The sequence below is a fragment of the Dyadobacter arcticus genome (assembly GCF_011762185.1).
Taxonomy (GTDB): domain Bacteria; phylum Bacteroidota; class Bacteroidia; order Cytophagales; family Spirosomataceae; genus Dyadobacter; species Dyadobacter arcticus.
Genome location: NZ_JAASQJ010000003.1, coordinates 1,287,459 through 1,299,462, shown reverse-complemented (window position 1 = coordinate 1,299,462; position 12,004 = coordinate 1,287,459). Strand labels below are relative to the sequence as shown.

At 42.0% G+C, this 12,004-nt stretch carries 10 protein-coding genes; 4 read left to right on the top strand and 6 right to left on the bottom strand.

Features of this window, described 5'->3' with window-relative positions; all coding sequences use genetic code 11:
• Nucleotides 1-319 precede the first annotated feature (319 nt).
• Nucleotides 320-550 carry a GDCCVxC domain-containing (seleno)protein gene (locus tag FHS68_RS26695; protein WP_445438744.1) on the top strand — a complete coding sequence of 77 codons (231 nt, stop codon included), beginning with the start codon at nucleotides 320-322 and terminating at the stop codon, nucleotides 548-550.
• 10 nt (nucleotides 551-560) lie between these two features.
• Nucleotides 561-1,298 (top strand): ankyrin repeat domain-containing protein, encoded by a 738-nt coding sequence (locus FHS68_RS18890; RefSeq protein ID WP_167273218.1) that lies wholly within the window; start codon nucleotides 561-563, stop codon nucleotides 1,296-1,298.
• Nucleotides 1,299-1,577: 279 nt separating this feature from the next.
• On the opposite strand, the gene FHS68_RS18885 is transcribed toward FHS68_RS18890, so the two are convergent.
• From FHS68_RS18885 to FHS68_RS18875, 3 genes are all read right to left on the bottom strand, one after another.
• Nucleotides 1,578-3,038, bottom strand: coding sequence for an FAD-binding oxidoreductase (locus FHS68_RS18885; RefSeq protein WP_167273215.1), 1,461 nt, complete (start codon nucleotides 3,036-3,038; stop codon nucleotides 1,578-1,580).
• Between the two features lie 36 nt (nucleotides 3,039-3,074).
• Nucleotides 3,075-3,572, bottom strand: coding sequence for a YybH family protein (locus FHS68_RS18880; protein ID WP_167273212.1), 498 nt, complete (start codon nucleotides 3,570-3,572; stop codon nucleotides 3,075-3,077).
• A gap of 319 nt (nucleotides 3,573-3,891) precedes the next feature.
• A complete protein-coding gene (locus tag FHS68_RS18875) occupies nucleotides 3,892-4,935 on the bottom strand; it encodes a hypothetical protein (RefSeq protein WP_167273210.1) in 1,044 nt (347 codons plus the stop codon).
• Between the two features lie 740 nt (nucleotides 4,936-5,675).
• Here FHS68_RS18875 and FHS68_RS18870 point away from each other — a divergent pair.
• Nucleotides 5,676-6,446 (top strand): glycerophosphodiester phosphodiesterase family protein, encoded by a 771-nt coding sequence (locus FHS68_RS18870; RefSeq protein ID WP_167273207.1) that lies wholly within the window; start codon nucleotides 5,676-5,678, stop codon nucleotides 6,444-6,446.
• A 640-nt stretch (nucleotides 6,447-7,086) separates the two neighbouring features.
• On the opposite strand, the gene FHS68_RS18865 is transcribed toward FHS68_RS18870, so the two are convergent.
• Nucleotides 7,087-8,859 (bottom strand): BspA family leucine-rich repeat surface protein, encoded by a 1,773-nt coding sequence (locus FHS68_RS18865; protein ID WP_167273204.1) that lies wholly within the window; start codon nucleotides 8,857-8,859, stop codon nucleotides 7,087-7,089.
• 423 nt (nucleotides 8,860-9,282) lie between these two features.
• On the opposite strand from FHS68_RS18865, the gene FHS68_RS18860 reads away from it, so the two are divergent.
• Nucleotides 9,283-9,948, top strand: a complete 666-nt coding sequence (locus FHS68_RS18860; protein WP_167273202.1) for a dihydrofolate reductase family protein — start codon at nucleotides 9,283-9,285, stop codon at nucleotides 9,946-9,948.
• Nucleotides 9,949-10,981: 1,033 nt separating this feature from the next.
• On the opposite strand, the gene FHS68_RS18855 is transcribed toward FHS68_RS18860, so the two are convergent.
• Together FHS68_RS18855 and FHS68_RS18850 are read right to left on the bottom strand one after the other, a co-directional pair.
• A complete protein-coding gene (locus FHS68_RS18855; protein WP_167273199.1) occupies nucleotides 10,982-11,530 on the bottom strand; it encodes an alpha/beta hydrolase in 549 nt (182 codons plus the stop codon).
• Nucleotides 11,469-11,777 carry an alpha/beta fold hydrolase gene (locus tag FHS68_RS18850; protein ID WP_167273197.1) on the bottom strand — a complete coding sequence of 103 codons (309 nt, stop codon included), beginning with the start codon at nucleotides 11,775-11,777 and terminating at the stop codon, nucleotides 11,469-11,471. Before FHS68_RS18850 ends, FHS68_RS18855 begins: the two co-directional genes overlap by 62 nt.
• Nucleotides 11,778-12,004 lie beyond the last annotated feature (227 nt).

The window sequence follows — 12,004 nt, the reverse complement described above, 5'->3', positions numbered from 1 at the left end:
AAGACGTATCCTTGGATGCCGTCAACCAAGACAAAATACAACTTAGCTGACAAGCTGTAATTCGTATGTTTTCCAGAGTACACAATACGTCTTATGATTTTCAAGCTGCATACAAAATCAGGGATGCTTACAGTGTAACCCACCTGATTTCGAAAGTGTATAATAAGACTTGAATAGTACCTTCGCAGGTTGATGCATAACTAGCCTCACATAACCTCCAATTCATGCGACCGGTACGACTTGCATTGAGATAGGTACATCCGTCTCAACCAGGAGGGTTTTGTTAGACAACAATAGACCCTTATTTAAGTATTCGTAAATTGTTAGAAATACTATTAGCAATGCTCACCACAACGAAATCCATTATACATGCCCAAATTGCGGACATGAAGAAATGAAAACAATGCCAACCAGTGCTTGTACATATTTTTATGAATGCACGTTTTGCAAAGTCGTCTTGAAACCGCTTGCGGAAGACTGCTGCGTATTTTGTTCTTATGGGTCCGTGAATTGTCCACCTATTCAAGAGCAGAAAACATGTTGTAACTAAATTTTTAAACATGAACTATATCGACACAGGAGACCCGCTTGCTATTGCGGTAGTCAACGCAATTCAAACAGGCAATGTATCGGCGCTGAGCCTTTTATTAGCCAATAATCCTGAACTCTCCAAAGCTAGGCTTGGAGACAATGACCCGTGTGGCATGTCCCGAACGTTGCTGCACGTTTCGACAGACTGGCCTGGTCACTTCCCTAACGTAGCACAGACGATTAAAACGCTTGTGGAAGCTGGCGCAGATGTTAATGCTCAGTTTACCGGTCCACATATTGAAACGCCACTCCATTGGGCTGCAAGCAGCGATGATATTGATGCGCTTGATGCTCTGATCGAAGCAGGCGCAAATATAGAAGCAGAAGGAGCAGTCATTGCTGGTGGAACTCCACTAACGGATGCCAGGGCTTTCGGCCAATGGAACGCTGCACACCGACTTGTGCAATTAGGCGCGCATACCAATTTAACCGATGTAGCTACGCTTGGACTAATGGACAAGCTAGAAGGTTACTTCAAAGAAAATTCTAGACCGAAGGTGGAAGAAATAGACCGCGCTTTTTGGGGTTCATGCCACGGTGGACAAAAATTAGCATCTGCTTTCTTGCTGGAACAGGGAGCTAACATAAATTGGATACCTGATTGGGAAAGTCTGTCACCCTTAGATGCTGCAGAGCGAGAAGGTGCAAAGGACCTGGTAGATTGGTTACGTAGCCAAGGAGCAAAATCGGCAAAAGAATTAACATAAATTCCACAATACAGAGACTTGCAAAACGTCCGAAATGTGCGGTGGATCTAGACACAAGACTTTGATCTGTCTCACGTTAGAACGTTTTATGAGAATGACTTTAGCTATGAGAAACGATAACGATAGGTTTGCGACTTACTCGGGGTAAAGGGTTGTTCAGTTAAATAAATCGATGTGCGTGCTATTTAAATTGTTCTCTTACTTCTTTTAGACATTCTTTTTTTATTGGTTAATCATCTCATTACGGATAATCATCTCATTACAGAATAGGCACAGTTCTTAACCAGGAAGAATGTTTTGATTGAGATGAAAAATATTATCAGGGTCGTACTTTTTCTTCACTTGCACAAGACGTGCGAAGTTCGTGCCAAACACGGCTTTCGCTGTTGATCCACCCGGGACGCTCATATAATTGGTATAAATACGCCCGCCGGAGTAAGGTAGCAAACGTTCAAATGTCTCATTGTGCCATGACATGCACGCTGCGGTATCAGCTGAATTCTGCCAGGTCACGTCGAACGCAAGGTGTGCAGCACCAGCTTTACGAAGTTCAAATGCAGTGGCATCCGGCAAAACGCGGCAAACTTCTCCGTGCATATAGTGACTAAGATTGAAAAAACCTATGCCCGAGCGAGGGGTTTGTGCAAGACGATTCAACACCAATTCGATTACCTCATCCGATAATTCTTCTATATAAGTCCCTTTCCATGAGTTGAATTTGACCGGGGCCGATGAATCGCCAGACATATTATACACCTCAGCAAAAGGTCTTCGTTTTACCGAATCCTGTTCAGGCTTACTGAACGTACGGAAGGTGTCAAGCAAACGTTCGCCCGCATCAAGGGCACCGAAGAAAACAAACTCTATCCAACACTTTTCACTGGTGAGATAACAGTCTGCCTGTAACTCATCCGGAGCAGCAGACATAAATTCGTTAAAGAATCTGACGATAGCACGAGCCTTATGAATAGAGTAAAAGAAACTACCACCAAGCATTTCCTTTACAGGATGTAATTTATACTCGAAAGAACGGGCAATTCCAAAATTACCGCCACCGCCGCGTATTGCCCAGAAAAGATCTTGGTTCGTAGTAGAATCGGCTTTCCGTATTTCTGCATCTGCGGTTATCATGCTTGCTGAGATCAGGTTATCACAGGTTGCCCCATATTTTCCCGCGAGCCAGCCTAGTCCTCCACCTAATACAAGTCCGGCACCCACACTGCCACACTCACCTAATACTGGCGCAAGACCATAAGGTGCCGTAGCCGTCAAAATCTCCTGGGCAGTGACACCTGTGGCAACGATAGCCGTTCTCTTATCCACATCTACCGAAATCTGCTTCATTTGCGAAAGGTCTATCACCATGCCTTTTTCACAAGTACCCCACCCCATATTACTATGATTGCCTGACCGTACGGCAATTTCTAACTGATGCTCCCTCGCAAAGTCAACACTTCTAACCACATCCTCTTCTTTTTTGCAGGTGGCGATGATTGTGGGATGTTTATCCATTGTCGGGTTAATAACGCGTGACCAACGTTTGGCTTCATAGTCTGCATCACCGGGAAGAAGTATTTGCCCACTGAATCTTTTTTTAAACTTTTTAATTGCGTCCTGATCGAACAAGGAGTTGGATGATCTATAACTTTCTCCGCAGGAAAATAAAAGAGGGAACATTGTTGCGGTCATTGCAGACTGTTTGAGAAACGCTCTGCGTGTATTTCTGAGTTGAGTCCTCATCGCCAATCTTGTTAAGATGTCATGTAATAAAAAAGCTTATTTACTTCTTTGAGGATACACCATCAGTAATGAAACTCTCCAATTTCCTTCTGTATTTTTCTTCCAAATGTGTAACACCTTGTTATGTACCGTGTGAATTTTCCCGGTAGAATCGGGCATTTTAACTGCGTTTCCATCTAAGGAATAAGCCATGCTTCCGTCATTGGAAAACTGAATAATGTTTGGCTTTTCTTCATCATCCCATTTAATGTCCAGTTCAAAATTGGTAGGTGCATCTGCATAGATCTTAGTTACTTCTGCTTTATCATTTATGAATTCCGGGTCAGTTCCTATGATTAATGCATCGTCAGCATAATAGTAAGCAAGTGAATCGGGCTTTCCACTTAATGCTTTTTTTGACCAGTCTGTCCAGGCAAATGTAATTTTCTTTTCCTCTTCTTTAAAGTTGACTTGTACTTTTCCGCAACCCGTCAATAACACAATAAAAGTCACTGCCACTACCGAAATAAGGTTTTTCATTTTGAGGTGTTTCATAACATAGTTAAAGTTGGTTATTAACTGGACTTCTCCGGACTGCTGACCTCCGTCGGGCCGATTGACGCACGTCAATACAAATTACGCAATGCAAGTTTATTTTTTTTTAGGTAGCGTATTGGAATTTATACTCATGAGGACCATTTACCGTCTCACCAAAGATCGATTGGTGCGACGTAAAATGAACCACGGTCAATAGGGTAGACGTGTCTTAGTTTCGAGCGTTTTATAAACCATTAGCATCAAGTATGTGCTCGTGTTTTGTATTTTATAATAAACAAAAGCCTCGGCAACTTGCAAGAATTAACAAGACTACCAATCACGGCTGATCTACCTTGATCATTTTATAGGTTCGTCCTATTTGTTTAGCTTCCGCCGACATCACCTTTCCCTCTGGCCCTGTCACAAAAGAGAACTCCATCGTTTCCAATTTTAGAAATAATTCAGTTTCTGAAGTTGCACCCATTTCCTGTTTCTTTCCATCATCAAACTGAGCGTAAAGTTTGCCATTTTGTCGGCCGATGTGAATTTTACCTATTTTACTCTCATAGTTTCCCAGCAGATGAGTGCTCTGCTCGTCTGTAAGGGCAACTTCGACAACTTTTTTCACAAGTGGTTTCGTTTGAACATACCAGAACTTATGCCATGACGGGGAGCCGTAAAAAGTACATACTGCAATCTGGAAAGCAAAAACAATGGCAGTACCAATTAAAGTGACTCTGTGAATCCGCTTTATTGTGACCAGGTCGTACAAAAAGAGTGGAATGTAAAGAATGTCAGCATAAATAAAATTTGTTGCTGGATATGTTAAGCCAAAGGAGGGAAACAATTGTCTTAATTGTATGCGGTCGACCGCTGCATCGAGCAAAACAATGGATGCCAAGGTTAGAAGGCGCTTGTGTGCGCTCAGGTCTTTTTTTCTAAACAACATACCCCAAGTGAAAAATAGAGCAAAGGCTAACATTTCATAAAAGGAAGTGAATAGAAAATCAAAAAGGAAACTTCCTTCAGGAGGATGATTAACAATAATAATGTTAAAGGAAACGACTCCCATCATAAGGAAAACGAGTACCGCCAGTACAACAGATAAAAGCCCAAGACGACGATGGTATTTTAGATTTCCTGTAACTGAGAGTATGGTTTGGGTTAAATACAGTAATAACCAACTCGTCATTACAGCGCTGTGAACGTGGGTAATCCAATGAACTTCCAGTGCTCCTTCATTCATCATCTGGGCACTTGGGAAAAAACCTAAGAAAGCAACGACAGGAAAGAGAATTGCCATAACAAGAAAAAAATATCGTGCTTTTTTCTTGGAAGGTTTTGCTCCATTTGTAGTATAACTTACTGTTGAGGTATTCATTTGAGACGCGCTTAAAAAAATGAAATTCAAAATTATAATTCTGGTTTGGATGAAGACCCGGTAAACAAAAACCACTTTTCCGTTGACAAACGGGGATATCAAAGTATCTATTTACTATTAGCTCCGTCTCCCGAACACCTTGATTATTGGTTTTTGATCAAATATACTTTTAATTTCAAATGGGTAATGCTGAACTTACTAACCGGGTTAATCAAGGGATGAAGTCTGACTGATATAGTTTCGGGCTAAATTCATATTAGCAGTTGTATATTTGCTTATTAGCGCATACCTAGTTTTACCAACGCATAGCGGGCCACTCTTCATGATAAAGATGGAAGCGGTAAATGTGTGTTTACTTGCACCGTAATCAATTGCTCCTTCTGACAAAATAACTTCCAAAGGCAATGAGTAGCTTCTTTGCAATTTTCAGGAGCCAGAGTCAAAAAACTTTTTCCATGCCCGACATTGACATACTATTGAGGTTGATCTTTGGCAAAGGCAATATAGTTAGGGCCAATAATTTCAAAGGGGCAGTCATAGCATTGATTGTCGCCGTAGGTATAACAATTTTGTTAATTAGAGGCGAGGTTTAAGATTGGTCAGCCGTAAAAATTCCACGGAGGCTTCATGACACCAACGTTATCTCAAAAAACGTCCAATTTATGGTTACAATCAGAAGGTTGGCCTCATCTTCAGCCAAAAGTTTTAGATACCTTTTTTTGTTTCTCGTTTCATGCATTATGAACAGCGTAAATGCTCAGGTTTCGATTGTTGCACATAGAGGTGGTTTATATTTTCAATATCCTGAAAGTTCAATGACGCTTTTCAACTCTACAGCCAGTTCGTTCGCGGCAGACACAGTGGTCATTGAAATCGATATAAGAAAAAGTAAAGACGGCACATTATACCTAATGCATGATCCAAGCATTGACCGCACCACCAATGGGGAGGGCCAACTGGCAGATCTAGGCGATGGTTACTTGAATTCCCTTCGTCTAAAAACAAAAGATGGAACAATCACCAGTGATCACATCCCTACATTCAATGAGGTATTAACATTTATAGGCAACCGAAACATCAATTTGATGCTTGATATCAAAGCGCCTGTTCATAAGGAAGTTTTAGAGCAAGTGAAAAAGCACAAATTGGAAAATCGGATGCTGGTATTAACATTCCAAAATGAAGTTACCGCTCAGGTAGCAAAAATCAGTCAAAATGTCCTACTATCGGCTTTAATAGAAACAGACGAGGCTTGGAAAAGCTTTGAACAAATTCCCGTTCACAACGGTAGACGCATAGCTTACGTTACCACAAAAACCCCGGCAAAGCTAATAACCGCCCTCCTGCAGAAAAATGTGCTCATTATGGCAGATGTAAGTGAGGATATCCGCAGCGGTGGAAAACCATTGCATGCAGATGCCTATCGTTCCAAGGTAAATGCTCAAAAATTGGATATTCTAATTTCCGATTTTCCGATTGAGGCACGCGATGCACTTAGGCCCGAAAAATAATAGGAGAAAAACAAGTAAAACGCTAGTTGATCGCGTCCATTGATTGCATAAGTACTTTAATGCTCTACCTGATTTAGTTTGTATATAGCCCCGCTGACTGTTACGTGTCCGGCTTATTACTTTCTCTTAAACCTTTGAGCATAGCTGAGCCGCCGATTTTGCTTTCAATTCCGAACAGATGTTGTTCGGAGTTGAACAATCTAATTTTTAACATAATCAATCAGGAGTGTTATAGGAAGTTTTTCTTCCTAAGAAAATACTGGCAACGTAGCGCTACTATTGATAAGCATTTTAGATAAGTTATAGACCAATTCCATAAAAATGATCTTTGACATACTCAACACTTGAATGGAGTTTACCGTCTCTTAAAACGTCGGAAAATTGCGGCAGATCTGGACAAGTAGGCAAGGGGCCTGTCTCACATTCGAGCGTTTTTGTGAGATTGACAGATTCGCCTTCGGATAACAGGCCTTATAATGAATGCTAATTGCTTCCTCCGTAATACGACATGCTGACAGGCCAATATGCAAGTAGACTACTCCGGTAATAGAGTAATGTTGTCCGCTAGTCCGGAAATTGTCTCAGCAACCCAGCAGCAAGGAACCCTTTGTTACTGGAATCGGTTGACAGTCAATTCGAGTTATCGGGAAATGACAAGCTTACTTGTCTGGATAATACCGTCTGTGGAGACCATTTTTACTGTGTGCAGCCCCGGCGACAATTTACTGATGTCAATTCCTTGTGCAGTCACCTTTTTGTTTTCCAGCAACTTTACGCCTTTGCTATTGAATAGCTCGATCTGCTTGATTTGCGGATAATTACCGATTAATAGTCTGTCACTGGCGGGATTGGGATATATGCCTAACACAGGCATTCCAGGAAATTCCACGGCCTGCATACGACTGAATGCAAACGTTTCGTCTCGGTCTACCATTCGTAGCCGATAATAATTGATTCCGCCAAAAGGAATGAGATCACTGAAATTATAGGTTTGGAGCGTCTTGCTTTCCCCAATTGAAGCTACGGTGCCGATCGATTTCCAATTTTGAGCGTTTGCACTTCTTTGTACCTCAAAGTGATCACTGTTAGTTTCCTCAGTTGTTGACCAGGTCAGCAGCGAAGAAAATTCCTGCTTTGTTGCCACGAAGGATACTAGTATCACAGGCAGGCTGGTGCATGAGGCATCATAGGCGTCACCGGATAAGACCCAATTTTTACTGTTGACCAGGAAATTATGCGCGTCTGCCGCTGGCAAACCATAGACTCTTGCGTTCACCCCAATGGTACGCCCGACAGGGGTAGCAGGATTTGCTGCCCATCCAATTAGGGTGGTATTATAATTTCCGCAGTCGATACCACTAAAATTCAGCATGGTGTTCGCCGCCACAGCGGGATTAAATGTCCACTTATTAAGAGGCTGGTTGAAAGCTGTTGCATCCCTGAACATACCCTGCATATCAGTCACATTGGCAACATTCCAATTGTTTACGGGTTGATTGAAAGTCAGGGCACCTCTGAACATAGCTTGCATATTGGTCAAATTGCTGACATTCCAGCTACCAACAAGTTGATTAAAAGACGTCGCTCTAAAAAACATCTCGCTCATATCAGTTACGTTGCCAACATTCCAGCTATCAAGGGGTTGATTGAAACCAGAAGCATCGCGAAACATTCTCTTCATATTCGTGACGCTGCTGACATCCCAGCCTCCGATCGGCTGGTTAAAGGCATCTGCTTGCGAAAACATATTTTCCATATTGGTCACTTTGCTCACATCCCAGTCACCGATGGGTTGATTGAAGTTAGGGGAGTTGTTAAACATATGCTGCATATTCGTGACATTGCTCACATCCCAGTTATTCATATTTGATGAGCCGGTTAGCGACCCACATCCTTGAAAAGCATACTCCGTAGAAGTGACATTGGTCATTACGGGCATGTCCGTCTCCGGAAGGGTAGTGAGAAAAAAGCAACTAGAATAAGCAAAGGACATCGACGACCAGGCTGTCGTCCCCCATTGTTCAATGGTTTGTAATTTGAGGTAGTCGATATTTCCGTCAAACCAGATACGGTGGAATGGATCGGAGCCAGCGGGTTTGATGGCCACCCGGTAGTTACCTGCGGCAGGAAATGTGATGGTTTGGACCCCGGTAAATGTCCCCGTTTCAGGCAGGGTCCCGGAGATACCAGCAGGAATACTTTCATAGTAAAGGGTGTATTCCCCGACTGCAGGAATGATGATCTGGTCAGGACCGGAAACTCCTAAAACATCGGTTTGCCAGGTGGTTACATAATCCGCAGCAGTAATCTGAGCGTAGGAATGTGTGCCTGTAAATGCGATGCCGAAAAGGGAAGCAAGCAACATCTGCCAATTACAAAACAGGAATTTTAAAGTTGAGTAGACGGTTGTCATACATGTTGACGATTTGAGAAGATTAACATAAATATTATTCCTATGATCGACCCGAAAATACTACATGGTAATTGAAATAACATGACAAACCACTAACACATAATTTATTAACTTATTTTGTTCCCTTGCAGCCCGCATCAAACGGACAAAGGGATAATAAAGTGGAATAAGGCGCCGACCCGCCCAGTCCTTTAAAGTGCTTAACAAATATTGAAAGCTTCAATGGCTTAAATGAGATAACGTGCGCGGTGCCAAAATAGGTGGGGAAGAGCCCCCATCCAATAGCTGACCACCTTTTAATCAGATTGAGGTTTCAAAGTCGTCTCAAATACCCCCTGAATATGTTTGAAATGGCCGCGGTAACGGATTTGCAGTTGGCTATTTTTGCTACTGTTCAAAACCTATCAACAAATTTGATCACGTATGAGAAAGATAATTGCCGCTATCAATATGACGCTCGACGGTTTTTGCGATCACACCGCAGTCTCGCCCGACGAAGCAGTGCACGATTACTACGGTGAGCTCCTGAAAAATGCCGGTACTGCATTGTACGGCAGGAAAACTTATCTGCTAATGGAGTTCTGGAAAGGCTTGGCGGAACACCCCAGTGGAGAAAAATCGATGGATGATTTTGCAATGAATATGGACGCTATCCCCAAAATCGTATTTTCCCGCACCTTGCAAAGTGTGGATTGGAAAAGCGCAAAGGTTGCTTCCCGCGACCTCGAAGCGGAAACGCTGGCGCTCCGGGAAGAAGATGGCGGTGACATTCTGGTTTGCAGCCGCAGCCTGATTATTGCCCTCATCAACCTCGGCCTCGTAGATGAATTTCAGCTGATGGTCCACCCGGTGGTGGCGCGAAAAGGTTTGCCTTTATTTGACGAACTGGTAGACGGAGTGGTTTTAGAATTGATAAAGACGCACACCTTTGCCAGTGGTGCGGTACGGCTGTACTATTCTCCATTGAGCAATAATAGCCGAACCGAACGCATATTTTCATCACGGATATCAGTCCTGATGCTTCGAAAAACATATATGATCCATCTAACGCGCTGCTCAGTTTTACTCGCGGATGTTGCCCTTTACTAATAGGACTCTTGTTTTTGACGAAAACCGGTGAAATTTTGGCTCCTTTTCTGTTAAACCCCGGAGAAGCACTATCTCACGAAACGTCCGAAATCTAATTCATCGGAATAGATAACACGGGCATGGGACGCGATATCAGGTTCGAGCGTTTTGCGAGAGTGTTCCAACATAGTTTTCGAATAAGATTATTTATACATACGCGTTATACTACGTGAGGCTTAGCTGCTTAACGGTTCGGAAAATAGATATTGCTATGTTCTTAAGGTTATTGCTGAGTGTTGGATTCTGTTGCCTGTCAATCCTGGCCTTTATTGCATGCCACGAGGAGTCGCCCTTCGTATACAGCTGTCAGGGCGGTCCTGTTAATTTCGAACTATTCAATGACGACTTGAATCCTGGAGCCTATTTAAATCATGTTGGTACTACCAAATTGGACTACAACATAATTCAGGATGAATCTGACATGTATGAAAAGCTTTATATCATCTACCTAAGAAAGAAGGTTGATTTCAAATCTAAGAGTTTGATTGTTATCAGCGTGAACGGGGGCGGAAAAACGTACGTGGTAAATCAAACAGTTGAAGCCGACTGTGATAAACATAAACTTATTATAAATGCTACAATGACGTGTGGAATCTGCACCGATGATGGAGTTAGCTATGTTTTCATTATTGTTCCCAAAGTTCCCTCGAATACAATCATCGAATTCTTTCCAACTTATATCAATTGATGCGATCAAAGCAAAAGCTACTTCTAACGCGGCTTCATCGGCATGCGCGAAGTCTTGGTGATAGAAGTATGAAAATGGGATTTGTGCGTTATCGTCGTCCTAAAAGCATTCTCTGTTTGGTCACCAGAATCGATGCTATTCCATATATCTCAAATAACGTCCAATCTGTGCGACGGATATAAACTCTGATGGATAGGAAGATCACAGTCTTGCAAAGGAGCGTTTTGTTGTATAAGAGTGCTAAGAGAAGCCGGGGATATGCTCGTCAAAATGTAATTTAATAACCGTCTCCTAATCAAGGGAACGTTATTTTGGCTTTGGGCCAATTGTTTTTAGTACCTCTAAGATTGCGTTACTGACCAGTATAGGATCTTGTTGATGGATTCCGTGGCTATACTGCGGCAGAAGAATTAAACGACTCTGCGGGCTATTTTCTATCATTTGGGCATAATGCTGAATGCGTAGTTGATCCAGCTCTTTAAACCAAGGTTTCAAGTTAATTTTCAATTCCTTACTCAAAGCCAATTCGTGTTGCTCGACTCGTCTATTGTAAGCAATAAATACTGTAGTTGGAATAGGGGGCAGAGCAGATATGGATCGATATTCTTTAAAAAAAATTGGCACACTTGCGTTGTATTGTCGGCTCATTTCATAACGAATACCCACCGGCGTAAGGGTATCGCTCTCCATCTTTTTTAGCAGGATCTGCCATAGTTTTTGATATCCTATGGCACTTTTCGACCTTGTTCTTACCAGTTGATCTTCTTCATTGGTCAGCATAAAGTCAGTAGGATCAATGAACACCAAACCAACAACTAGAGTCAATTTCAGAGCGGCCAATTCCATTTCGATCATATGCAATTCCTGATGCGGCTTTTTCTAAACTTGTAAACAAAGGTTCATAGCTATCACCCCCAGCTCCTAACCCGCTTTCAAATAGAATAATTGCCTGGCCCGGTTTACGATTCTCTAAACCGAAAGCCTTATAAGCCATCTTTTTGCCAGAAACGTTTACAAATTTGGAAGGAAGATTACTTTGGCTCAATACAACAGTCCAAGAATGCGATAAACATAAAAAAAAGACTAATGAGAAACCCTTCATGACAAACAATTATAAAATTGAAAATTTACATCTACTAATTGTATGCCATATTGTAAAAAATTGAATTTCAGGATATTACAATAATTAAAAACGTATTTTTTTGTTCTAAAACGAACAACTAGTGCGAAAATCTGAACAATAAAAATGATTATATCACGACATGACTGTTATTCAATAAATGCGGAACACGCTTGTCACAACAGGATGTGGTTGACATGGTCTATTAT

What these genes read in the sequence shown, in the direction of transcription:
- FHS68_RS18890 (WP_167273218.1), top strand. Translation starts at nt 561, where the DNA reads ATGAACTATATCGACACAGGAGACCCGCTTGCTATTGCGGTAGTCAAC.
- FHS68_RS18885 (WP_167273215.1), bottom strand. Translation starts at nt 3,038, where the DNA reads ATGAGGACTCAACTCAGAAATACACGCAGAGCGTTTCTCAAACAGTCT.
- FHS68_RS18880 (WP_167273212.1), bottom strand. Translation starts at nt 3,572, where the DNA reads ATGAAACACCTCAAAATGAAAAACCTTATTTCGGTAGTGGCAGTGACT.
- FHS68_RS18875 (WP_167273210.1), bottom strand. Translation starts at nt 4,935, where the DNA reads ATGAATACCTCAACAGTAAGTTATACTACAAATGGAGCAAAACCTTCC.
- FHS68_RS18870 (WP_167273207.1), top strand. Translation starts at nt 5,676, where the DNA reads ATGAACAGCGTAAATGCTCAGGTTTCGATTGTTGCACATAGAGGTGGT.
- FHS68_RS18865 (WP_167273204.1), bottom strand. Translation starts at nt 8,859, where the DNA reads ATGACAACCGTCTACTCAACTTTAAAATTCCTGTTTTGTAATTGGCAG.
- FHS68_RS18860 (WP_167273202.1), top strand. Translation starts at nt 9,283, where the DNA reads ATGAGAAAGATAATTGCCGCTATCAATATGACGCTCGACGGTTTTTGC.
- FHS68_RS18855 (WP_167273199.1), bottom strand. Translation starts at nt 11,530, where the DNA reads ATGATCGAAATGGAATTGGCCGCTCTGAAATTGACTCTAGTTGTTGGT.
- FHS68_RS18850 (WP_167273197.1), bottom strand. Translation starts at nt 11,777, where the DNA reads ATGAAGGGTTTCTCATTAGTCTTTTTTTTATGTTTATCGCATTCTTGG.